The following is a 23,151-nucleotide window of genomic DNA, read 5'->3' as shown; positions in this document are numbered from 1 at the left end:
CGGGCAGTGCTAGTTAAACGGCGCTTCCCGCTTCAACACCTTGTCGATCACCTGCAACACGCCTTCGTCGTTATTGTGTGGCGCGCGATGATTTGCTGCCTCAACGGCGGCTTCACAGGCATTTTGCATCGCAAAACCAAAGCCGGCCTGACGTAGCATTTCCAGATCGTTTCCGCTGTCGCCAAATGTGACCACTTCACTGTCATCAATGCCCCAGCGTTGCTGCAAAATGCGCAAGCCGTTGGCTTTGTGTACGCCAGGAATAATCAGGTCAATGTTGCCGTGGCCGGTGGTGACGGCGGTCATCACGTCGCCGATGCCTTCATGCAGTGCTTTCTGCACTTCTGGCACTAATCTGTCGGGTAGATTCAGGCCAAATTTCAGGAACGTATCGTCAATATTATCGAAGCTATCGACCAGCTCCAGGCGATGGTAATAAAGCGCGGCCATTGCCTTGAGTTTATCGTCATAGCGATTCAGGGTATAAGCACTACGCTTCCCGCAGGCGATGATTTCCACATCCGGCAGGGTATGCAGAAAATCGACCACTTTTTTGAAATGCTCTTGTGGCAACTCGCAGTTGAACACGTCTTCACCCGCGTCTTGCACCCAGCCGCCGTTTTCGGCAACAAACGCGATTTCATCAGCAATTTCAGGAAAGAAGGAGATCAGTTGCCAGTACTGATTACCGCTGGCAACCACAAAGCGAATGCCTTGTTCCTTCATCTGCTGATATTGAGCCAGAAAACGCGCCCGGTTGTAGCGTTTCTCATCGCTGAGAAAGGTGCCATCCATATCGACGGCAATCAGTTTAATGCTCATCACGCACTCTCCCTCACAGATTCAGATTCGGGTTTTGCTACTGCACGAGCCACCAGTGCGGCGACGATGACCAGCGACAGCACTGCCAGCATGGCGAAGCGCAGGCCATAATGTTCGCCGAGGAAACCGAGTAACGGTGGGCCGACCAGAAACGCCAGATAGCCAGTGGTGGCGACCACGCTGACGCGGGTTGGCGCATCCGGGCCGGTGTCGCTGGCGGCAGAAATAGTGAGCGGGAAACCAAGCGATGCGCCGAGCCCCCAGAGAATGACGGACACGCCCGCGACCCAATCCACATCGACGAAAATAATCAGCGCGATGCCGATAGCGCCCATAATCGCGCTGGCGCGAACCACAGCGACGCGGCTGTAACGGTCGATAAACCAGCCGCCGGTAAAGCGCCCAACGGTCATGCCGAGCGTGAAGCCTGCATAAATCAGTGAACCGGAAGTGGGGCTAAAGCCATGCCCGTCAACCATCAGCAGCGGCAGCCAGTCATTGGCGGAGCCTTCGGCAAACGCCATTGCCAGCACCACAACGCCAATCAGCATCAGTTGCCCGTCGCGATAAAATGGCACGCCCTTTTCATGATGAGCGCTATTTTCAGCCGAGTTTTTGCCGGTCCCATCCGGAATGGCCTTGATGGCGATAACGATAGGCGCAATGCCCACCAGCGCGGCGAGCAGAATATGAAGGGTTGCGGAAAGTCCAAACGCCGTCAGCGCCATGCCGATACCTGCGCCAACCAGCGTGCCGAGGCTGTAAAAACCGTGCATCATGGGTAGCACGGTCTTGTTCATCTCGCGCTCTACCGCTGCGCCTTCGACATTAATCGCGACTTCTGCAGAACCGAAACTGGCACCAAACACCATTAAACCCATAGCGAAAAACAGCGGCGAAGCACACCACAGCGCCAGGCTGAGCATTACCATGCCAACCAGCGCGCAGGACATGGTGGTACGAATGACTTTCCGTGTGCCAAAACGCTTCACCAGCCACGCGGAACAGAGAATGCCGCTCATCGACCCAATCGACAGGCCAAACAGCACGATGCCCATTCCGGCAGTATTAACGGAGAGAATGTCACGGATGGCGGGCGTACGCGTGGCCCACGAAGCCATCAACAGGCCCGGCAAAAAGAAGAACATAAACAGCGCCCACATGCGCAACTGCAGGGCCCGGCGGGAGGAAAGCGACGTCATCCGTAAACTGCCTGTAAAAAAGAGGGAGAGACAACACTAGCAAGCTTGTGTACATTTGTACACAAACAGCAGAAGGAAAATGTATGGCTCGCAGACCGAACGATCCGCATCGCCGTGAAAGGATCCTAAACGCGACGCTGGAGACCATTTCCCGCCACGGTATTCAGGCGGTGACGCACCGTAAAATTGCCAGCAGTGCTGATGTGCCGCTTGGTTCAATGACCTATTATTTCCGTGGCATAGATGCGCTGCTCGAAGAGGCGTTTACCAGTTTTACGGACGAAATGCTGATTCAATATAAGGCGTTTTTTGCTGAGGTGACTTCGCCGCAGCAGGCGTGCGATGCGATAACGCAATTGATTTTCGGTGCTCAGGTGACGACGACCCGCAATATGGAACTGATGTATCAGCTATATGCGTTTGTCGGCTGCAAACCGGCATTGAAAAACGTCATGCAAAACTGGATGCAGCGCAGCCAGCAGGTACTGGAACAATGGTTCGACCCGGCAACGGCCCGCGCGCTGGACGCGTTTATCGAAGGGATGACGCTACATTTTGTGACTGACCGCGCGCCGCTAGGCGAAGCAGAGATCCGCCAGATGGTGGGGAGAATTGCGGCGATTTAACCGCCACTGTTACGTGGCAGAGGCGTCTTTTAAATTCGTTTCGGCCCACAGGATAAATTCCGTTTTAGGGCGTGCTTTACTGAATAACCAACCTTGCCCAAACTGTACTCCATGTTCAGACAGCCACTGACGTTGTTCGTCTGTTTCAACGCCTTCTGCGACCATTTCCATCTGCAGTGTTTTCGCCATTTCAATAATATGGGGTGTAACCGGTTGATGCTTGAGGGTGCCGATAAATGACTTATCGATTTTGAGCACGTCAATATTCAGGTCTTTCAGGTAACTCAGGCTGGAATATCCGGTTCCAAAATCATCCAGATAAATGGAGTGTCCTTCAGTACGATAAGCGGCAATGAGCGGCTGGCTGATCTCTGGCGCCGCAAACTGTCGTTCGGTGAGTTCTAGCGCGATTTGCGAAGGCTGAACTTTCCATAATTGCAGATTGTGTCGAATGAGTTCATGAAGTGCCGTTGAGTCGAGATCTTCAGGCGCAAGGTTGATAGAGATATGCATATTTGGATGCTTATGGAGCCATTTGCCGAGATCGTTGAAAACGTTGGTGACAATATATTCCGTTAACGTCGTAATTAGCCCTGTTTGTTCCGCTAATGGGATAAAAATATCGGGCGAAAGGAAAGAACCATCGGCTAATTTCCAGCGTGACAATGCTTCTGCGCCAACGATTTTTCCCGTTTTGAGGCAGACAATCGGCTGGTAGTGAACACAGATCTCTTTTGCAGCCATGGCATCCTCCAATTGAAAGCGAGGAGACCTTAATCGGCGTAGTAAGCGAATCAGCAACAACACGCTCAGCAGGCTCAGTAGTGCGCTGAATGGCAACCAAATCATCAATTGTTGATACCAGAATTTATCAATCGGAACCACCGATGACCAACTGACGATCGCCAGATTCAGGTCATGATAGTACCGGATGGTATACACAGAATGATTGATATGGAGTGTGGGGGCTGATTGCTGCTTCAGGCGTTTTAAAATGGCCGTATCAAGGTGATGACTCGATGAAAAAATGGTGTCATTTTTTAAACCAACAATCGCCAAATCAATCGGTGCTGCGCTTTGGGGCACTACATCAATAAATGAATCCGGGTTGATCATGACGACAGAATTGCCCAGCCCTAATGCCACCATATAGTGGTCTAACCCCAGATCATTCACGGTGGTATACCAGCCGCTTTCGCCATTTTGGGTGATACGCATAGGCGCCGGAAAAGTCACAGGAAGGCTGATACTCTGCATTGATGAGCATTTCGCGACCGAATTCTCAAGCCATACAACTTCCTGAATATAGCTATGAGAGAAGGCGACTTGACGCATCAACTGCAAGTGTTCCGGGCTACAAGGATTGCCTTGCCAGTTATTGGCTTCGGAGAGTGCCGTCGCGGCCTGCGAAACAATGGATTTCGTTCTGACCAGCACACGCGATGCGTAAGTATCGACATTCTGCGCAAATTGTTTTTCGGCCTGACGATGTGTCAGCCAAATGCTGAGTCCTGTCGGTAAGCAAATTGCAAGAATGAGCACGCCTGCGATGGTGAGTACTCTACATTGCCTGGACATAATGATTCCTGTTCACTCTGATAATAGGCTAAGTGTAACGGGTAAGAAGATAAACGAAACGGTCTACCTGAATGAAGGGTAAGTTGGAAATTCCTGCATCATACTGAAAGTTCGTTTGTACGAAAATGACTCACTTAAATTGAGGGCATACGAATGAAGACAACAATGAATGGTGGAATCGATATCGCGCTTAAAGTGCCGTCGCACCAATACCAACAGACGCTCGATTTTTACCGCAACACGATTGGGCTTGAGGAAATCACAGATAAAGCACCCGCGACGGGTTTTATCCTCGGACCAAACAGGCTGTGGATTGATGAAGCTCCAGCCATGAGTCAGGCCGAAATTTGGCTGGAACTCTATACGCCGGACTTTGCGCAGGCAGAAAAGCGCCTCCAACAACAGGGCGTGATTCGCTGTGACACCGTTGAACCGCTACCCGAGGGCTTTAAAGGCGGCTGGATCATGAGTCCGTGCAATATCGTACATATGGTGAGGGAAGAGGGGGCGTGGTGATCCATTTTAAGGCATTGATAAAAAAGGATAGTGAATTTCAGGCAACAAAAAACCCATCAACCTTGAACCGAAGAGCGGCGGGGTTGATGGGCTCCACAAAATGGGGACATCAAAGAAAAGCAGTGGCATAACTTATGACTGACGCCCATTCAAAAAGTTCTGCGCGTCACAGTTTATTTTTCTGCTTATTGCATTCTTCCGATTTATCCTAGTCCCGGCCAGATGACGATAATCAACGTACCCGCCAGGGTTAACAACACGTTAGCTATAGCGTAGGTGCCTGCGTAGCCCAGTGCCGGAATATTACTGCGTGCGGTATCGCTGATGATTTCCATTGCGGGTGCACAGGTACGCGCCCCCATCATTGCGCCAAACAGCATTGCGCGGTTCATGCGTAAAACGTATGCACCGAACAGGAAGCAGATAACCACCGGGACCAGACTCACCAGTAAACCGGCGACCAGCATTTGGCCACCGACGGCTCCCAGACCGTGACCGATGCCGCTGCCTGCGCTTAAACCGACGCCTGCCATAAACACCATCAAGCCGAACTCTTTCACCATATTTAGCGCGCCTTGCGGGATATAACCGAACGTTGGGTGGTTGGCGCGCAGGAATCCGAGCATGATCCCGGCGAACAGCAGACCTGCCGCGTTGCCAACGCCAAAGCTGAACGAGCTGAACTGGAAGGTGATCATGCCGATCATCAGGCCCACAATGAAGAAGGCGCAGAAGGCGAGCAGATCGGTCACCTGACTGTGAATCGAGATGAAGCCAATGCGGTCGGCGATGGTTTTCACACGGCGGGCATCGCCGCTGACCTGCAACACGTCGCCTTTGTTTAGCACGATATTGTCGTCAATCGGCATTTCAATCTGGCTGCGGATCACGCGGTTAAGGAAACAACCGTGGTCGGTGAGTTTGATTTGCGCCAGACGACGGCCGACGACGTTGTGGTTTTTGACCACCACTTCTTCGGTGACGATACGCATGTCGAGCAGATCGCGGTCAAAGACTTCTTTGCCGTTACGGAAACTGGGATCGAGACGGGCGTGTGCGTCCGGGTAGCCCACCAGCGCAATTTCATCGCCCATTTGCAGCACTGCATCGCCGTCCGGGTTCGCCAGAATACCGTTGCGGCGAATACGTTCTATGTAACAACCGGTTTGGCGATAAATGCCCAACTCACGCAGGTTTTTGCCATCGGTCCAGGCGACCAGCTCCGGGCCGACGCGATAAGCACGAATAACGGGCAGATAAACTTTACGGTTGGAATCGGTGTCCAGGCCGCGTTCGCGCGCGATTTGTTGGGCGCTGGTCTGCAAGTCCTGATGCTGGAGTTTGGGCAGATAGCGCGCGCCGACGATCAGACTGACCAGGCCAATCAAATAAGTCAGGGCATAACCGAGGCTCAGATGGTCGAGCGCAGAGGCCAGTTCGTTGCCCGCCATGCCGGAGTGACGCAGCGTATCGCCTGCACCCACCAGAACCGGCGTGGAGGTCATCGCACCCGCCAGCATCCCGGCGGTAAGGCCAATATCCCAGCCAAATAGTTTGCCAAGTCCTAGCGCCATCACCAGCGCTGAGCCGACCATCACCAGCGCCAGCATCAGATAATTTTTGCCATCGCGAAAAAATATGGAAAAAAAGTTAGGTCCCGCTTCGACGCCGACACAGAAAATAAACAGCATAAAGCCCAAATTTAACGCATCAGTGTTAATACTAAAATGTTGTTGGCCTAATAACAGAGAGACCACTAAAACGCCAATGGAATTACCGAGTTGGATGGATCCTAAGCGTATTTTGCCCAGACACAGGCCCAATGCCAGTACAACAAATAATAACAGGATGTAATTCCCATTTAACAAGTCTGCGACGTTTATATTCACGGAAGCTAACTTCTTGTTTACGAGTAAGTTGTTGAAAGGAATGGTAATTTGGGCTAATGTTTTCCCCGGCTGCTCGCTAAGATCAATAATACAGCAGCCTGTTTCACCATCTAATTAAGGCCGCTAGTTTAATCGTTCCTGATAGCTGCGGCTAGTCACAATCGTTTGTCCTTATGTAGGTGCTTGACGGCAGGGAATGCCGGAAACTTTATCCAACTGGGCGTAATTGAAGGTTGATAGAGACAAAGTCAGGAGGAATTTTGAGATCTGAACGAGGTTGGGCGGGCGTTATCTGCTGTTTTGTCCTCTTTATTGTGGTGTGCCTTTTTCTGTTACTGAATATGAAAGGCGCTATTCGCGCGTCTGGACATCCTGAACTGGGCTTGTTGTTCTTTGTTATCCCTGGTGCCGTGGCGAGTTTTATGTCGTCGAAACAGCGGGTGCTGGTGCCTTTATTGGGCGCGATCCTTGCGACACCGGTTTGTCTGGTGGTGATGCGGTTTTGGATATTTTCGAACAGATCGTTTTTGCAGGAACTGGCGTGGATTTTCAGTGCGGTGTTTTGGTGTGCGCTGGGTGCGCTGTTTTTCTTGTTTATTAGCGGGTTGATTGAGGCGAGGCGTGGGCGCGGTTAACGCCCACGTAGAGACTTAAGCGTAGAGACCGAGGTTCTCTTTGGCCCAGGCTTCAAATTCGGTAAAACCACCGATGTGAGTCTGATCCACGAAAATCTGCGGTACGGTTTCTACAGGCTTGCCTACGGTCTGCTCGAGGTCGGCTTTGCTGATCCCTTCGGCATGAATATCGATATAACGGAAGTTAAAATCATCACGCTCGGCGGTCAGTTTTTCTGCCAGTTCTTTCGCGCGAACGCAGTATGGGCAACCCGGACGACCAAAAATAACGGTAAACATTGTTCTCTCTCCTGAAACTTAGCCTGACGGCGAATGACGCTATGATGCCCGTCTCGGCGATGTGTGGAAAGAAGGTTCTGCCTTTCGTTCTGATTCCTTAAGACTTGTTTCGCTAAACACAGTTGCTATCCTCCCCGCTATACTCGACGACCGGAGACTGACTATGCGCACACTCGGCTCAATGCCTAAAAGCGTGTTGATCCTCGAAGCCATTGGCATGGTCCTGCTGGTGCTGGCCTGGCTTTCACTCAAACACTACGTCACTTTGCCCGCGCCGTTCGCAAGCCCAATGGCCGGAGTAATAATGATTTTTGCGGGGATCGTATTGATGCTTCCCGCCGCCGTTGCGCTGTTTCGCGGCATGGCACACACCATTGCCCCACAGCTGATGCAACGTAACGATAAACCGACTTTGCCTGACCAGGAAAAACGTGATGACGCCGACCATTGACTTGCTTTTAAGCCACCGTTCCATTCGCCATTTCACTGATGAACCGATAACGCAGGCGCAGCGTGAGGCGATTATCGCCAGTGCGCAGGCCGCTGCGACCTCCAGCTTTTTACAATGCAGTTCTATTATTCGCATAACCGATCCGCAGATGCGTGAACAGCTGGTGACGATGGCTGGTGGACAACAGCACGTGACACAGGCCGCCGAGTTCTGGGTATTCTGCGCCGATTTTAACCGTCATTTACAGATTTGCCCGGACGCCCATTTAGGCCGCGCGGAACAGTTGCTGCTTGGAGCCGTCGACACGGCGCTGATGGGGCAGAATGCAATGGTTGCGGCGGAATCGCTGGGTCTGGGCGGCGTCTACATCGGCGGGATCCGTAATAGCATTGAAGCGGTGACTGAACTGCTGAAATTGCCGCAACACGTGCTGCCGTTGTTCGGTCTGTGCCTCGGCTGGCCCGCTGACCATCCGGATGTGAAGCCGCGTCTGCCTGCCAGCATTGTGGTGCACGAAAATCATTATCAGCCGGTCGATAAAGCAGAGCTGGCGCGCTATGACGAAGAGATAGCCAACTACTATCTTTCACGCGGCAGCAACACCCGGGCAGATACCTGGAGCGATCATATCCGTCGCACTATCGTTAAAGAGTCGCGTCCGTTTATTCTCGACTACCTGCACAAGCAGGGCTGGGCTATCCGGTAGAAGAAGCGACAGATATAATGTCTGTCCGCTATTCAGGCGGTCACAGTGAGGTGCAGGGTGAAAATAGCCATTTTGTCCCGAGACGGAACCCTCTGGTCCTGTAAACGTCTGCGTGAGGCCGCCGCAAAGCGCGGCCATCAGGTCGAAATTCTCGATCCACTTTCCTGCTATATGAACATCAGCCCGGCGGCTTCGTCGATTCACTACAAAGGCCGTCAACTGCCGCAATTTGATGCGGTGATCCCGCGTATTGGTTCCGCCATCACTTTCTACGGCACTGCCGCGCTGCGCCAGTTTGAAATTCTCGGCAGCTATCCGCTTAATGAATCCGTCGCTATTACGCGTGCTCGCGACAAGTTGCGTTCATTGCAATTGTTGGCGAGGCAGGGGATTGATTTGCCGATCACCGGCATTGCGCATTCACCGGATGATACCCGTGATCTGATCGACATGGTTGGCGGTGCGCCGCTGGTGGTGAAGCTGGTAGAAGGCACGCAAGGCATTGGCGTGGTATTGGCTGAAACGCGACAGGCGGCTGAAAGTGTGGTCGATGCGTTTCGCGGGCTGAACGCACACATTCTGGTGCAAGAATATATTCAGGAAGCCAAAGGCTGCGACATTCGCTGTCTGGTTGTGGGCGACGAAGTGGTAGCGGCGATTGAACGTCGCGCAAAAGAGGGCGATTTCCGGTCGAACTTGCATCGCGGCGGTGTGGCGGCGGTGGCAGACATCACGCCACTCGAACGCGATATTGCGATCAGGGCCGCACAAACGCTGGGGCTTGATGTTGCCGGGGTGGATATTCTACGTGCCAACCGCGGGCCTTTGGTGATGGAAGTGAACGCCTCGCCGGGGCTAGAAGGGATCGAGAAAACCACTGGCGTCGATATCGCGGGCAAAATGATCCAATGGATCGAACGTCACGCCCGGCCAGGCTTTTGCCTAAAAACGGGTGGATAGCACAGGATTTCACCTGTTTCATAGCATCTGAGCGCGTTTTTGCGTAACCTGTTACGCGTTTCATTCAGGTTACGCTTTTATTTCACAGCAAGAGGTTTCACGGTTTATGGATTCACTCGTCGTTCCGGGTCTGGATACGCTACGTCAATGGCTCGACGAAATGGGCATCAGCTTCTATGAGTGTGATACCTGTCAGGCCCTGCACTTGCCGCATATGCAGAATTTTGAGGGCATTTTCGACGCTAAACTCGATTTACTGGATAACGTGGTGCTGTTCTCCGCGCTGGCGGAAGTGAAGCCTTCTGCGTTGTTGGCGCTGGCGGGTGACCTCTCCTCTATCAATGCCAGTTCGCTGACGGTGAAAGCGTTCCTCGATATTCAGGATGATAACCTGCCTAAGTTGGTCGTGTGTCAGTCGCTGTCGGTGACTGTAGGCGTGACCTACGAGCAGTTTGAATGGTTCTTCCGTCAGAGCGAAGAACAGGTGTCGATGGTCATCCTCGAAGCCGCTTCCCATCAGTTGCTGTTTAAAGGCGACGAAGAGGAAGATGAAGAGCAGATTGGCGAAGAGACAACATTCCACTTTCTCCACTAAATTCCGCTGCAATGCACGCAGTCGCCACCCGGGCGGCTGCGTAAAACCCATCAATATTCTGCCGTTAACCTCTTCTTAAAGAATTATTCACCACTCCAAAGCCATTGATGGCTTATGCAATAAAGTGATCTTGCATAAAAAATTGATAAAAGGCGTTTTTTAACCCGAGCTATAGCCGCGAACCCTGGCTAAAGTTATTCTTGCGAAGCCTTAACAGGGCGCGTGAAACACTGCGTTTATCGGGATGCGGCGCGTAATATCCTGAGGCGATCGCCAGCAGTGCCGGCCGGGAGAGAAACTTTCTCCTTTTCTTTGCAGACTGACAAAATATGCATGAATTTTGCATGCATCGATGTGCGTATATTTTGGTCCAAATGTTAACGGACGTTGAGAAGGAAAAGAGATATGACCGCTTTGAGCAAGAAATGGTTAACGGGTCTGGTGGCGGGTGCGCTGATGGCAGTCTCCGCAGGTGCGCTCTCCGCTGAACAAAAAACGCTGCATATTTATAACTGGTCTGATTATATCGCCCCGGACACGCTGGCGAATTTCACCAAAGAAACCGGCATTAAAGTGGTGTATGACGTGTTTGATTCCAACGAAGTGCTGGAAGGCAAACTGATGGCGGGCAGCACCGGTTATGACCTGGTGGTGCCATCGTCGCAATTCCTTGAGCGTCAGGCGCAGGCGGGTATTTTCCAGCCGATTGATAAGAGCAAATTGCCGAATTACAAAAACCTCGATCCGGAAATGCTTAAGTTAGTTGCGCAAAACGACCACGATAATAAATACGGTATTCCGTACATGATGGTCACCACCGGCATTGGCTATAACGTCGATAAAGTGAAAGCCGCACTCGGAAAAGATGCGCCAGTGAACAGCTGGGATCTGATCCTGAAGCCTGAAAATCTCGAAAAACTGAAAAGCTGCGGTGTCTCGTTCCTGGATGCGCCAAGCGAAGTTTATGCCGCTGTGCTGCATTATCTCGGCAAAGATCCTAACAGTTCAGACCCGAAAGATTACAGCGGGGCCGCCAACGATCTGTTGTTGAAGCTGCGTCCTTTTATCCGCTATTTCCACTCTTCTCAATACATTAACGATCTGGCGAATGGCGACATTTGCGTGTCGATTGGCTGGTCGGGCGATATCCTGCAAGCGGCTAACCGCGCGAAAGAAGCCAAAAATGGCGTGAACATTGCCTACACCATTCCGAAGGAAGGGGCGATGGTTTACTTCGATATGTTCGCCATTCCTAAGGATGCGAAAAATACCGACGAAGCGTATCAGTTCCTGAACTACCTGTTGCGCCCGGATGTGGTGGCGAACATCAGTAATCATGTTTATTACGCTAATGCTAACAAAGCCGCGACACCGCTGCTGAATGCCGAAGTGCGTGACAACCCAGGCATTTATCCGCCAGCGGATGTGCGTGCGAAGTTGTTCACCCAATCTGTGTTATCGCCAAAAATTGACCGTGTCGTCACCCGTTCGTGGACCACGGTGAAAAGCGGTAAGTAAGGCTGACTTGCCCGGTGGCGCGATGCTCACCGGGCCTACAAAGTGGCGTAGGCCGGGCAAATGAAGTGCCGCCCGGCAAGCATAAAGCGCACCAGGTCAGTGCATCTGCACTGTGAAGTTCTTTGTATGGCACCGGACCATACAAATGTTTTTTTGCCGGAGAGCAACACCGTGAACGATGCTATCCCACGCCCACAGGCGAAAACGCGTAAAGCGCTAACCCCGCTGCTTGAAATCCGCAATCTGACTAAATCTTTCGACGGGCAGCATGCTGTGGATGACGTCAGCCTCACTATTTATAAAGGCGAACTGTTTGCTTTGCTCGGCGCGTCGGGCTGCGGGAAATCGACGCTGCTGCGTATGCTTGCCGGGTTTGAAACGCCCACCACCGGGCAAATCATGCTCGATGGCGTTGATCTGTCGCACGTCCCGCCTTACCAGCGCCCAATTAACATGATGTTCCAGTCGTATGCTTTGTTCCCGCACATGACCGTTGAGCAAAACATTGCCTTTGGCCTGAAACAGGACAAATTGCCGAAAGCGGAAATTGCCGCGCGAGTCAGCGAAATGCTTGCCATCGTGCACATGCAGGAGTTTGCCAAACGCAAGCCGCACCAGCTTTCGGGCGGGCAGCGTCAGCGTGTGGCATTGGCCCGTAGTCTCGCAAAACGCCCGAAATTACTGCTGCTCGACGAGCCTATGGGCGCGCTGGATAAAAAACTGCGCGACCGGATGCAGCTCGAAGTGGTGGATATTCTCGAACGCGTCGGCGTGACTTGCGTGATGGTGACGCACGATCAGGAAGAAGCAATGACCATGGCCGGGCGTATCGCGATCATGAACCGCGGTAAGTTTGTGCAGATTGGCGAGCCGGAAGAGATTTATGAGCACCCGACCACCCGCTATAGCGCGGAGTTCATCGGTTCAGTGAATGTGTTCGAAGGGCTGCTGAAAGACCGTCAGGAAGACGGACTGGTGATTGATTCGCCGGGCCTGGTGCATCCCCTGAAAGTGGATGTCGACACTTCGGTGGTGGATAACGTGCCGGTGTATGTGGCGCTGCGTCCGGAGAAAATCATGCTCTGCGAAGAGCCGCCAGCCGATGGCTATAACTTCGCGGTCGGCGAAGTGGTGCATATCGCCTATCTCGGTGATTTGTCGATTTATCACGTTCGCCTGAAAAGCGGCCAGATGATCAGCGCTCAGTTACAGAATGAACACCGTTATCGCAAAGGTCAGCCGACCTGGGGCGATGAAGTGCGTCTGTGCTGGGATGCCGACAGCTGTGTGGTCCTGACGGTTTAGGGGAGGGCGCGATGAGTACATTAGAACCTCCGGTTCGCCCAAGACAGCCAGGCGGTGTGTCTGTGTGGCTGGCGAAAATGCAGATGAAGCACGGGCGCAAGCTGGTGATCGCTTTACCGTACATCTGGCTTATTCTGCTGTTTTTACTGCCGTTCCTGATTGTTTTTAAAATCAGTTTCGCCGATCTGGCGCGGGCGATACCGCCGTATACTAATCTTTTTGATTGGGCTGACGATCAGCTGACATTAACGCTCAACATCGGGAACTACCTGCAACTGACGGGCGATCCGCTCTATTACGAAGCCTATTTGCAGTCGCTTCAGGTGGCGGCGATTTCAACATTTTTCTGTCTGGTGCTCGGTTATCCGCTGGCGTGGGCGGTGGCGCACAGCAAACCGTCTACGCGTAATATTTTGCTGCTGCTGGTGATTTTGCCTTCATGGACGTCATTCCTGATCCGCGTGTATGCGTGGATGGGGATCCTGAAAAGTAATGGCATCCTGAATAATTTCCTGATCTGGACCGGGATTATCGATCAGCCTCTGGAGATCCTGCACACCAACCTGGCGGTCTATATCGGCATCGTGTACGCCTATTTGCCTTTTATGGTGCTGCCGATTTATACCGCGCTGACGCGAATTGATTATTCGCTGGTGGAAGCTTCGCTTGATCTCGGTGCCAGGCCGCTGAAAACCTTCTTTAGCGTGATTGTACCCTTGACCAAAGGCGGGATTATCGCCGGGTCGATGCTGGTATTTATTCCGGCGGTAGGGGAGTTTGTTATCCCGGAACTGCTCGGCGGACCAGACAGCATCATGATTGGGCGCGTGTTGTGGCAGGAGTTCTTTAACAACCGTGACTGGCCAGTGGCGTCTGCCGTGGCTGTGGTGATGCTGTTACTGCTGATTGTACCGATCATGTGGTTCCACAAACATCAGCAAAAACAGATGGGGGATCACGGATGAACAATTTACCTGTCGTTCGCTCACCGTGGCGCATTTTGATTCTGGTGCTCGGCTTCACGTTCCTCTACGCGCCGATGCTGATGCTGGTTATCTACTCGTTCAACAGCTCCAAACTGGTGACGGTGTGGGCGGGCTGGTCAACTCGATGGTACGGCGAATTGTTTCACGACGACGCGATGATGAGCGCCGTAGGATTAAGCCTGACCATTGCCGCCTGTGCGGCGACGATGGCGGCGATCCTCGGCACTATTGCCGCCGTCGTGATGGTGCGTTTCGGGCGCTTCCGTGGATCAAACGGTTTTGCGTTTATGATTACCGCCCCGCTGGTGATGCCGGATGTGATAACCGGTCTTTCGTTGCTGTTGCTGTTTGTGGCGTTGGGGAATGCGACGGGCTGGCCTTCGGAACGCGGCATGTTCACCATTTGGCTGGCGCACGTCACGTTCTGTACCGCCTATGTGGCGGTGGTGATTTCGTCGCGACTGCGTGAACTGGATCGTTCGATTGAAGAGGCGGCGATGGATCTCGGCGCGACGCCGTTGAAAGTCTTTTTCATCATCACGTTGCCGATGATCATGCCCGCCGTGATCTCCGGTTGGCTGCTGGCGTTTACGCTGTCGCTTGATGATCTGGTTATCGCCAGCTTCGTTTCCGGGCCGGGGGCGACTACATTGCCGATGCTGGTGTTCTCAAGCGTACGAATGGGGGTCAATCCGGAAATTAACGCCCTGGCGACGCTGATCCTCGGCGTTGTGGGAATTGTTGGTTTAATCGCCTGGTTTCTCATGGCAAGGTCTGAAAAGCAGCGTGTGCGCGATATCCAGCGTGCAAGACGCGGCTGAACCGCATAAAATCACTGGCGTTGTGTCATCGTCTCCTCGGCGTTCCCGGGGAGACGTTTTCATGGAAGGCCACAATTGCGATTTTTTTCTAAAACGTCACATTCTCATGCCCGTCTGAACGTTCCTGCGCTGGTGCAGGTGGCGGCGCTCGCTATTATTTTGATTCGTGCTCTCGATTTAATCATGCTCTTGAATCTGCTTGGTCCAATGGGCATGGTGGAGTTCGTCCGTCGCAGCGTACAAACCTGGGCACTGACGCTGGTCTTTATGGCGAGTCTGGGGTTGGTGTTCGTTGAAATCTGGTGTGCGTTTTCGTTGGTAAAAGGGCGAAACTGGGCGCGCTGGCTCTATTTGCTGACGCAGGTGATCGCCGCGGGTTATCTGTGGACCGCGTCACTAGGCTATGGTTATCCTGAACTGTTCAGCATTGCGGGTGAGTCGAAACGGGAAATATTCCGCTCGCTTGTGATGCAAAAATTGCCGGATATTCTGGTGCTGTTGCTGCTTTTTGTGCCGGCTTCCAGCCGCCGGTTTTTCCGTCTGCGATAACGGTGCTACAATCCCGGACCCTGAAATATCAAAGGTCAATCTATGCAGTGCGCACTCTATGATGCCGCTCGCTGTCGCTCCTGTCAGTGGCTCGAACAGCCGGTATCCGAACAGCTTGCCGCCAAAATGGCGGATCTTCAGCAACTGCTGTCCGCTTCGGCGGTAGAGTCGTGGTGCGCTCCGGTCAGTGGCCCTGAGACGGGTTTTCGCAATAAAGCCAAAATGGTGGTCAGTGGCAGCGTAGAAAAACCGCTGCTCGGCATGTTGCACCGCGATGGCACGCCGGAAGATTTATGTGATTGCCCGCTGTATCCCGCATCGTTTGCCCCTGTATTTGCCGCCCTGAAACCCTTTATCGCTCGTGCAGGGCTGACGCCGTACAACGTCGCTCGCAAACGTGGCGAGCTGAAATATTTGCTGCTGACTGAAAGCCAGCTCGACGGCGCAATGATGCTGCGTTTTGTGCTGCGTTCAGACGCCAAGCTGGAACAATTCCGCGCCGCGCTTCCGGCGTTGCAGGCGCAGTTGCCGCAGTTGAAAGTGATTTCGGTGAACATTCAGCCGGTGCATATGGCGATCATGGAAGGCGAGCAGGAAATTTTCCTGACCGAACAACACGCGCTGGCCGAGCGTTTTAACGACGTGCCGCTGTGGATCCGTCCGCAAAGTTTCTTCCAGACCAATCCCTCCGTTGCCAGCCAACTGTACGCTACCGCGCGCGACTGGGTGCGCGAGTTGCCGGTGCAGCATATGTGGGATCTGTTTTGTGGTGTAGGCGGTTTTGGTCTGCACTGCGCGACGCCAGAAATGAAACTCACCGGGATAGAAATTGCGCCGGAAGCCATCGCTTGCGCAAAACAATCGGCAGCGGAATTGGGGTTACACAATCTGCATTTTCAGGCGCTGGATTCAACCCAGTTCGCCACCGCACAAGACGCCGTGCCCGAACTGGTGTTGGTGAACCCGCCGCGCAGGGGGATTGGCAAAGCGCTGTGTGATTATCTAAGCGAAATGGCACCGCCGTTTATTATCTATTCCAGTTGTAATGCGAAAACGATGGCACAGGATATTGGGCATTTAACGGATTACCGTGTGGTACGCGTGCAGTTGTTCGATATGTTCCCGCATACCGCGCACTATGAAGTGCTGACTTTACTGGTCCGCAGATAGAAAAAGCCGGGTGGCGGCTACGCCTGACCCGGCTTACAAGGGAGCGACAGGCCGGGCAAACAACGTGCGGCCCGGCTGACTGACGGATTAATGGCTCATCGCGTCTTTTTTCATGCCGTCTTTTGACATGTTATCCATTTTTCCCATGCTGTCTTTTTTCATCTCGTCCTTCTTCATTTCATCCTTTTTCATTCCGTCTTTGCACATGCCGTCTTTGCACATTTTATCGTGCGATTTCGCCATGCCATCTTTTGCCATGCCATCGTGAGACATCGCCATTCCGTCTTTGGACATATTGTCTTTGCTCATGCTGTCGGCGGCCTGAACGTTGAACATCATCAGGGCGGAAACGGCAGCGGCTGCAAGCATCAATTTTTTCATGGTCATTCCTCGTTTTTACGTTGTGGACTGCGTCGTGTTTTAACTGCCACCAAACCAGTTGTAGCCTTGATCTTCCCAGTAGCCGCCAGGGAACCGATTGGTGACCTCAATGGATAAAACGTGTTTAGGGTTTTTGTATCCGAGCTTGGTCGGGATACGGATTTTCATCGGGAAGCCATATTTGGGCGGCAGGATTTGACCATCCCAGGTCAACGCCAGCAGCGTTTGCGGGTGTAGCGCTGTCGCCATATCGATGCTGGTGTAATAGTCATCTGCACAGCGGAAGCTGACGTACTTTGCGCGCGTATCAGCACCAATGAGCTTTAAGAATTGATGGAACGGCACACCACCCCATTTGCCGATGGCACTCCAGCCTTCGACGCAAATATGTCGCGTGATTTGGCTGACCTGCTGCATGTGATACAGCTCCGGCAGCGTCCAGCTTTTGGTCTGGCTGACCAGGCCGCTAATGGCTAATTGATAGTCGCGCCCATCAACCTGCGGAATGTCTTCCGGGCCGTAAAAGGCGTTAAACGGGAAAGGGCGAGTAATCTCAGATTCGCTGTATTCCGGGGCCAGATTGTGATGGCTGAAAAGGAACCCCTGCACGCGATCGTTAAAGCGGGACATGCGGGAGAGTGCCGTTTCTACGCTTTCGTTATCGCTGATATCGCAGCCGGTCAGCATCATCACGCCACCGAGTGTCAGCCCCTGACGCAGCAGGCGACGTCTGTCCGGAAGAAGTAATTTTTCGGCGTCTTTAACGAAATCTCGCGCATCGCTCTCAGAAAGAAAAGTCGGCTTTTTCATAATGTTCTCCTTAACGGCCCCGCAGCATGGCGAGTAAAGTGCGTGGAACCAGCAGCACCATTAGCAAATGGATAACCACGAACAGTGCCATCGCGCTCATGCAGAAAAAGTGGATATAGCGCGCGGTTTCATAGCCGCCCAATAACTCGCGTAATAGCGGAAACTGTACCGATTTCCACAACACGAGGCCGGAAAGCACCAGCCCGATACCCAGCAGAATCACCCCGACATAGGCCAGTTTCTGCACCATGTTGTAGTGGCTGAGATCGGCGTGCGCGAGTTTGCCACGCAGTGCCTGACGCAAGTCGTTAAAGAGTTCGCGGGGAGATAACGGAAAGAATTTACGTTTGAAACGACCGCTGATAACGCCGAGCGTCAGGTAGACTGCGCCGTTAATGCCCAGCACCCACATCATCGCGAAGTGCCACTGCAATGCGCCGCCAAGCCAGCCGCCCAGGGTGATTTCTCGTGGAAACGTAAAATCGAACAGGGGAGAGGCGTTATAGATGCGCCAGCCGCTGAACATCATCCCCGCAATGGCGATAGCATTAACCCAGTGACAGCAGCGCACCCATAGAGGGTGAATCGTTTTGGAACGCTCTGAAGACATGGTCGTCTCTCCGTGAATGATATGTCCTCAGCATGCGCTGCCATTGGTCACCACATCCTCACGGAAGTTTAAATAAAATGTGATAACTCACGGCGGCTTGCTGCGTTAAGCTTGGATAAAATACTGTTGGTGAAAAGCGATGAATAACCCAAAGAAAATACTGCTAGTGGAAGACGATCAGGATATCGCCACGCTGCTGAGACTGAACCTACAGGATGAGGGTTATCAGATTGTCCACGAAGCAGATGGCAATCAGGCATTGGTACAGCTAGAAAAACAGGTGTGGGATGCGGTGATCCTTGATTTGATGCTCCCGGGCGTCGATGGCCTGGAGATTTGTCGTCGTATTCGCCAGATGACGCGCTATTTACCGGTGATCATCATCAGTGCGCGCACCAGTGAAACGCACCGCGTGCTGGGCCTTGAAATGGGGGCCGACGACTACTTGCCGAAACCTTTCTCGGTGCTGGAACTGATCGCGCGCGTAAAAGCGCTTTTTCGCCGCCAGGAGGCGATGGGGCAAAACATCCGCATGGAAGGCGGGTTGATTACCTGCCATGGGCTGAGTATCGATCCGCTGGCCCGCGAAGTGCGTCTGCGCGATGAATTAATCGAGCTAACGCCGCGTGAGTTTGACCTGTTGTACTGGTTCGCTCGCCATCCGGGCGAAGTGTTTTCCCGTTTGTCATTGCTGGACCGCGTATGGGGTTATCAGCATGAAGGCTACGAACACACCGTCAATACGCACATTAACCGGCTGCGCATCAAAATTGAACGGGATGCCGCCGAGCCCGAAATTATTCTCACTGTCTGGGGCAAAGGCTACAAGTTCGCCAGCACGAAAACCGAGGGCACGCCATGATCCGTCGTTTAAGCCTCAGCCAGCGATTGACGCTGGTGTTTACCGCCATACTCCTGATGTGCGCGGTGGCGGCGTGTAGCGTGCAACTTTACAGCACCTCTCAGTACGGAAGTGCGATGGTGCAGCGGCTTTCGGCCGGTCTTGCACAGCAAATTGTGAACAGCGAACAGCTGTTTGATAAAGAGGGCAAGGTCAATCGCCCGGCCTTACAAACGCTGTTTAGCCGCCTGATGACGCTGAACCCAAGCGTTGAGCTGTATCTGGTTTCTCCCGAAGGGGATTTGCTGGCAGACGCTGCGCCGGAAGGGCACGTCAAACGACAGAAAATCGATATCGCGCCGTTACAAACCTTTTTGGGCGGCGCGGCGTGGCCGATATTTGGTGACGATCCACGCAGTCTGGAAAAACAGAAAGTGTTCAGCGTGGCACCCGTCAGGCTGAACGGTGAACTGCACTGCTATCTGTATATTATTTTGCAGGGTGAAGACTTAAATGCGCTTTCTGATAGCGCCTGGCAGAAAGCCCTATGGAGCACCGTGCTATGGTCATTGTTGCTGGTGGCGCTGTTTGGCACGCTGGCGGGGGTGATGGTTTGGTATTGCGTGACGCGCCCGGTGAAACAGCTTACCGCGGATGTGCGTGGGCTGGATCAAGACAGCATCAGTGCCATTAAACAGTTGGCGCAACAAACGCCAGATGCTGAAGCGGCCAATGAAGTGGCTATTCTGCACAACACCTTTATCGAATTAGCCCGCAAAATCGCCAGCCAATGGGATGAGCTTTCTGACAGCGATCGCCAACGCCGCGAATTTATCGCCAATATTTCACATGATTTACGCACGCCGCTGACGTCATTGCTCGGTTATCTGGAAACGTTGTCGATGAAAGCTGACACGCTTTCCCCGGAGGATAACCGTCAGTATCTTGCCATTGCACTGCGTCAAGGGCATAAAGTACGTCATCTGTCGCAGCAGTTGTTCGAACTGGCGAAACTGGAGCATGGTGGTATCAAGCCACAACTGGAACGTTTTGCGATCGGTGAGCTGATTCAGGATGTGGCGCAGAAATTTGATCTCGCCATCGAGACTCGTAAATTGAAACTGCAAGTTGAGATGCCGCGCTTATTGCCACTGGTCAATGCTGATGTGTCGATGATTGAGCGAGTGGTAACCAATCTTCTCGATAACGCCGTGCGCCATACGCCACAGGGTGGCACGATCCAACTGCGCGTCTGGCAGGAAAATGCGCAACTGCAGGTAGAAGTGGCAGATAGCGGACCGGGTGTTGAACAGGAATTACGCGAACAATTGTTCCAGCGTCCTTCAGCGCTTAGCGCGAGAAGCGCGCGTGAAGACAGAGGCGGGCTGGGGTTGTTGATTGTGCGTCGAATGCTTGAGTTACACGGCGGGGGTATTCGTTTAATGGATGTAACGGCAGGGGCCTGTTTCCGCTTCTTTGTGCCGTTGTAAAGGTTCGATAAGCCGCTTTTTGCCCGGTGGCGCTTCGCTTACCGGTTCTAAACGGTGGTCAAACCCGAGGGTGTTGTAGGCCCGGCAAGCTTGCGCCGCCGGGCGAAACCAAACTTACTGCGGGAACCACTGCTGGCTGATTTTTTGATATGTGCCATCCGCTTTAATTGCTTTCAGCGCGGCATTCAATTTTTCCAGCAGGGCTTTATTATCCGGACGAACCGCGATGCCCAGGCCGGTGCCAAAATATTGTGCATCGGTCACTTTCGGTGTTGCCGTGCCCAGTTGTGGATTGGTTTTCAGCCATTCATTCACCACCGCCGTATCGCCAAACACCCCATCAATACGGCCATTTTTCAGGTCGATAATCGCATTCTGGTAGCTGTCATAGGCCACGGTTTTCACTTCCGGGTGTTTGTCCTGCAAATATTTCTGGTGCGTTGTCCCGTTTTCCATGCCGATACGCTTGCCTTTGAGCTGCTCGAAAGAGGTGAACTCACCCTTTTTCGCAATCACCAGCGCCGAGTTGGCGTAGTACGGGTCGGTAAACGCCACCTGCTTGCTGCGCTCAGGGGTGATGTCCATACCGGAAATGACGGCATCATATTTTTTGAATTTCAGCGACGGGATCAGGCTGTCAAAAGCGTGATTGGTGAAGGTGCAATTCGCCTGGATCTGTTTGCATAACGCTTTCGCCAAATCGATATCAAAACCGGTGATTTGGTTGTTAGCATCGAGGGATTCAAACGGTGGATAGGTGGCGGAGACGCCAAAGCTGATTTTATCTGCCGCGTTAGCGCCTGCGGCAACAGTAGCAAGCAGTGCAGCCAGAATAAGTTTCTTCATGGTAAAACTCCCGTCGGTCAATCTTATGATGTTGTGCCCCGTGTAAGGTATAGGAATAACCTTGCCATTTTGTGAATTTATATGCAATTAAATTGATTAAATATATTTTGTCGATTGAAAAAAAAAGCGGGCTGTCTGGTGATAGCCCGCTTTGTTGTCGATATTTTATGCAGGATCAGTTGCGGCGTTCAAACGCCAGCGCTTTACGCTCGATAAGGCGCATCATCAACGTCAACAGGCCGTTGACCACCAGATACACCAGACCGGCGGCACCGAACACCATCACATCGTAGGTACGTCCGTAAAGCAGTTGTCCGTGACCCATCACTTCCATCAATGTGATGGTGTAGGCCAGCGAGGTGCTTTTGAACACTAGCACCACTTCGTTGGAATACGAGGAGAGGGCGCGTTTAAACGCATACGGCAGCAAAATGGCGAGCGTATCTTTCTTGCTCATCCCCAACGCGCCGCAGGATTGCCACTGGCCTTCCGGTATTGCTCGGATCGCACCATAGAACAATTGCGTGGTATAGGCGGCGCTATTAAGCGAGAGGGCAATCATGGCGCACAGCCACGGCTCAGACAACAGATGCCACAGCACCGGATAGTTCTGCAACTGCGGAAACTGGCCCGGGCCGTAGTAAATCAGGAAGATCTGTACCAGCAGCGGCGTGCCGGTAAAGAGCGTGATGTAGGCGCGAACAATCCACACCAACACGGGCGTTTTCAGCGTCAGGATGATGGTGAAAATCAGCGACATAATTAGCGCCAGCACAATAGACGCGACGGTCAGCGTCAGGCTGGTGTGCAGCCCTTTCAGCAGTTCGGGTAAATACTCAAGCATCAGCCTGGTCTCCGTTCAAAGCGAGTCGCGCGCAGGTCAATGCGTTTGAGAATGTACTGACTGAGCAGGGTGATAACGAGGTAAATTGCCGCCGCCACGATGTACCAGGTGAACGGTTCCTGAGTGCGGGTGGCGATGCTTTTAGTCTGCAACATTAAATCGTTCACGCTGATGAGCGACACCAGCGCGGTATCTTTCAGCAGCACCAGCCACTGATTACCGAGCCCAGGCAGCGCATGACGCCACATTTGCGGCATCACCAGACGGAAGAAGATTGCCGCTTTGGACAACCCGAGCGCCTGACCGGATTCCCACTGGCCCTGCGGCACCGCTTTCAGCGCACCGCGCAGCGTCTGCGAGGCGTAGGCGGAATAAAGCAGGGATAGTGCAATCACCCCACAGAGGAACGGGCTGACGTCGAAGTTTTCAATCTGCACCTGAACCGGGATTTGCGCAAAACCGAGGTTTAACGTAAAGCCATCCGAAAGCAGAAGCAGCAACTGCGACGAGCCAAAATAGATGAACAGGACCACCAGAATTTCCGGTAATCCACGCAGAACGGTGACCAGACCGGTGCCGACCCACGCGACAGGACGCCATTTAGCTGACTCCCACATCGCAAAGATCATCGCCAGTACCAGGCCAATCGCCAGAGCACAAACGGCAAGGCCGACGGTCATCCCGGCGGCACTTGCTAATGGAAACATTTCGTTCATCAAGG

Annotated in this window: 26 protein-coding genes; 15 read left to right on the top strand and 11 right to left on the bottom strand. The window is 52.9% G+C overall.

The window, feature by feature from the left end:
- Positions 1 to 9: 9 nt before the first annotated feature.
- Together VH187_RS08815 and VH187_RS08810 are read right to left on the bottom strand one after the other, a co-directional pair.
- The gene (locus tag VH187_RS08815; protein WP_329701084.1) at positions 10 to 822 is read right to left on the bottom strand and encodes a Cof-type HAD-IIB family hydrolase; all 813 of its coding nucleotides are present in this window, start codon (positions 820 to 822) and stop codon (positions 10 to 12) included.
- On the bottom strand, positions 822 to 2,024 hold the full coding sequence (locus tag VH187_RS08810; RefSeq protein ID WP_329701083.1) for an MFS transporter: 1,203 nt from the start codon (positions 2,022 to 2,024) through the stop codon (positions 822 to 824). The genes VH187_RS08815 and VH187_RS08810 overlap by 1 nt, the downstream gene beginning before the upstream one ends.
- Positions 2,025 to 2,107: 83 nt before the next feature.
- On the opposite strand from VH187_RS08810, the gene VH187_RS08805 reads away from it, so the two are divergent.
- Complete coding sequence (locus VH187_RS08805; protein ID WP_329701082.1) at positions 2,108 to 2,650, top strand: TetR/AcrR family transcriptional regulator; 543 nt, start codon at positions 2,108 to 2,110, stop codon at positions 2,648 to 2,650.
- 9 nt (positions 2,651 to 2,659) lie between these two features.
- Here VH187_RS08805 and VH187_RS08800 read toward each other — a convergent pair whose 3' ends face one another.
- The gene (locus VH187_RS08800) at positions 2,660 to 4,228 is read right to left on the bottom strand and encodes an EAL domain-containing protein (RefSeq protein ID WP_329701081.1); all 1,569 of its coding nucleotides are present in this window, start codon (positions 4,226 to 4,228) and stop codon (positions 2,660 to 2,662) included.
- A 153-nt stretch (positions 4,229 to 4,381) separates the two neighbouring features.
- On the opposite strand from VH187_RS08800, the gene VH187_RS08795 reads away from it, so the two are divergent.
- Complete coding sequence (locus VH187_RS08795; protein ID WP_329701080.1) at positions 4,382 to 4,744, top strand: VOC family protein; 363 nt, start codon at positions 4,382 to 4,384, stop codon at positions 4,742 to 4,744.
- A gap of 203 nt (positions 4,745 to 4,947) precedes the next feature.
- On the opposite strand, the gene VH187_RS08790 is transcribed toward VH187_RS08795, so the two are convergent.
- On the bottom strand, positions 4,948 to 6,633 hold the full coding sequence (locus VH187_RS08790; protein ID WP_329701079.1) for an aspartate:alanine antiporter: 1,686 nt from the start codon (positions 6,631 to 6,633) through the stop codon (positions 4,948 to 4,950).
- A 260-nt stretch (positions 6,634 to 6,893) separates the two neighbouring features.
- On the opposite strand from VH187_RS08790, the gene VH187_RS08785 reads away from it, so the two are divergent.
- On the top strand, positions 6,894 to 7,268 hold the full coding sequence (locus VH187_RS08785; RefSeq protein ID WP_329701078.1) for an inner membrane protein YbjM: 375 nt from the start codon (positions 6,894 to 6,896) through the stop codon (positions 7,266 to 7,268).
- Between the two features lie 15 nt (positions 7,269 to 7,283).
- Here VH187_RS08785 and VH187_RS08780 read toward each other — a convergent pair whose 3' ends face one another.
- Positions 7,284 to 7,547, bottom strand: coding sequence for a GrxA family glutaredoxin (locus VH187_RS08780; RefSeq protein ID WP_110509961.1), 264 nt, complete (start codon positions 7,545 to 7,547; stop codon positions 7,284 to 7,286).
- Positions 7,548 to 7,710: 163 nt separating this feature from the next.
- Here VH187_RS08780 and VH187_RS08775 point away from each other — a divergent pair, with 163 nt between their 5' ends.
- From VH187_RS08775 to rlmC, 10 genes are all read left to right on the top strand, one after another.
- Positions 7,711 to 7,998 carry a DUF1418 family protein gene (locus VH187_RS08775; RefSeq protein ID WP_329701077.1) on the top strand — a complete coding sequence of 96 codons (288 nt, stop codon included), beginning with the start codon at positions 7,711 to 7,713 and terminating at the stop codon, positions 7,996 to 7,998.
- A complete protein-coding gene (gene nfsA / locus VH187_RS08770) occupies positions 7,982 to 8,704 on the top strand; it encodes an oxygen-insensitive NADPH nitroreductase (RefSeq protein WP_329701076.1) in 723 nt (240 codons plus the stop codon). Before VH187_RS08775 ends, nfsA begins: the two co-directional genes overlap by 17 nt.
- 57 nt (positions 8,705 to 8,761) lie before the next feature.
- Entirely contained in the window at positions 8,762 to 9,664 is a 903-nt protein-coding gene (gene rimK / locus VH187_RS08765; protein ID WP_329701075.1) for a 30S ribosomal protein S6--L-glutamate ligase, read from the top strand.
- Positions 9,665 to 9,770: 106 nt separating this feature from the next.
- Entirely contained in the window at positions 9,771 to 10,259 is a 489-nt protein-coding gene (locus VH187_RS08760) for a type III secretion system chaperone family protein (RefSeq protein WP_329701074.1), read from the top strand.
- Between the two features lie 405 nt (positions 10,260 to 10,664).
- Positions 10,665 to 11,777 carry a spermidine/putrescine ABC transporter substrate-binding protein PotF gene (gene potF / locus VH187_RS08755; RefSeq protein WP_329701073.1) on the top strand — a complete coding sequence of 371 codons (1,113 nt, stop codon included), beginning with the start codon at positions 10,665 to 10,667 and terminating at the stop codon, positions 11,775 to 11,777.
- 171 nt (positions 11,778 to 11,948) lie between these two features.
- Positions 11,949 to 13,082 (top strand): putrescine ABC transporter ATP-binding subunit PotG, encoded by a 1,134-nt coding sequence (gene potG, locus VH187_RS08750; RefSeq protein WP_329701072.1) that lies wholly within the window; start codon positions 11,949 to 11,951, stop codon positions 13,080 to 13,082.
- An 11-nt stretch (positions 13,083 to 13,093) separates the two neighbouring features.
- Positions 13,094 to 14,047, top strand: a complete 954-nt coding sequence (gene potH, locus VH187_RS08745; protein WP_329701071.1) for a putrescine ABC transporter permease PotH — start codon at positions 13,094 to 13,096, stop codon at positions 14,045 to 14,047.
- Positions 14,044 to 14,889 carry a putrescine ABC transporter permease PotI gene (potI, locus tag VH187_RS08740; RefSeq protein WP_329701070.1) on the top strand — a complete coding sequence of 282 codons (846 nt, stop codon included), beginning with the start codon at positions 14,044 to 14,046 and terminating at the stop codon, positions 14,887 to 14,889. The genes potH and potI overlap by 4 nt, the downstream gene beginning before the upstream one ends.
- A gap of 75 nt (positions 14,890 to 14,964) precedes the next feature.
- Positions 14,965 to 15,438 (top strand): YbjO family protein, encoded by a 474-nt coding sequence (locus VH187_RS08735; RefSeq protein WP_329701069.1) that lies wholly within the window; start codon positions 14,965 to 14,967, stop codon positions 15,436 to 15,438.
- 42 nt (positions 15,439 to 15,480) lie between these two features.
- A complete protein-coding gene (gene rlmC, locus VH187_RS08730; protein WP_329701068.1) occupies positions 15,481 to 16,608 on the top strand; it encodes a 23S rRNA (uracil(747)-C(5))-methyltransferase RlmC in 1,128 nt (375 codons plus the stop codon).
- Between the two features lie 87 nt (positions 16,609 to 16,695).
- Here rlmC and VH187_RS08725 read toward each other — a convergent pair whose 3' ends face one another.
- The 3 genes from VH187_RS08725 to VH187_RS08715 are packed head-to-tail and all read right to left on the bottom strand — an operon-like array spanning position 16,696 to position 18,409.
- Positions 16,696 to 16,989: a hypothetical protein gene (locus VH187_RS08725; protein WP_329701067.1), complete on the bottom strand. Its 294-nt coding sequence runs from the start codon at positions 16,987 to 16,989 to the stop codon at positions 16,696 to 16,698.
- Positions 16,990 to 17,028: 39 nt separating this feature from the next.
- Entirely contained in the window at positions 17,029 to 17,799 is a 771-nt protein-coding gene (locus tag VH187_RS08720; protein ID WP_329701066.1) for a molybdopterin-dependent oxidoreductase, read from the bottom strand.
- A 10-nt stretch (positions 17,800 to 17,809) separates the two neighbouring features.
- Entirely contained in the window at positions 17,810 to 18,409 is a 600-nt protein-coding gene (locus VH187_RS08715; protein WP_329701065.1) for a cytochrome b/b6 domain-containing protein, read from the bottom strand.
- 139 nt (positions 18,410 to 18,548) lie between these two features.
- On the opposite strand from VH187_RS08715, the gene VH187_RS08710 reads away from it, so the two are divergent.
- Positions 18,549 to 19,271 (top strand): response regulator transcription factor, encoded by a 723-nt coding sequence (locus VH187_RS08710; protein ID WP_329701064.1) that lies wholly within the window; start codon positions 18,549 to 18,551, stop codon positions 19,269 to 19,271.
- Positions 19,268 to 20,740 (top strand): sensor histidine kinase, encoded by a 1,473-nt coding sequence (locus VH187_RS08705; protein ID WP_329701063.1) that lies wholly within the window; start codon positions 19,268 to 19,270, stop codon positions 20,738 to 20,740. The genes VH187_RS08710 and VH187_RS08705 overlap by 4 nt, the downstream gene beginning before the upstream one ends.
- Positions 20,741 to 20,854: 114 nt before the next feature.
- On the opposite strand, the gene artJ is transcribed toward VH187_RS08705, so the two are convergent.
- The 3 genes from artJ to artQ all read right to left on the bottom strand — a co-directional run bounded on the left by artJ (position 20,855) and on the right by artQ (position 23,146).
- Positions 20,855 to 21,586, bottom strand: a complete 732-nt coding sequence (artJ, locus tag VH187_RS08700; RefSeq protein WP_329701062.1) for an arginine ABC transporter substrate-binding protein ArtJ — start codon at positions 21,584 to 21,586, stop codon at positions 20,855 to 20,857.
- Positions 21,587 to 21,761: 175 nt separating this feature from the next.
- Positions 21,762 to 22,430, bottom strand: a complete 669-nt coding sequence (gene artM, locus VH187_RS08695) for an arginine ABC transporter permease ArtM (RefSeq protein ID WP_329701061.1) — start codon at positions 22,428 to 22,430, stop codon at positions 21,762 to 21,764.
- Complete coding sequence (gene artQ, locus VH187_RS08690; protein WP_329701060.1) at positions 22,430 to 23,146, bottom strand: arginine ABC transporter permease ArtQ; 717 nt, start codon at positions 23,144 to 23,146, stop codon at positions 22,430 to 22,432. Before artQ ends, artM begins: the two co-directional genes overlap by 1 nt.
- Between the last annotated feature and the right edge of the window lie 5 nt (positions 23,147 to 23,151).

Origin of the sequence: Scandinavium sp. (genome assembly GCF_036271055.1) — a bacterium.
Taxonomy (GTDB): Bacteria; Pseudomonadota; Gammaproteobacteria; order Enterobacterales; family Enterobacteriaceae; genus Scandinavium.
The sequence above is the reverse complement of the archived record's forward strand: the minus strand, read 5'-3'. Positions and strand labels throughout refer to the sequence as shown.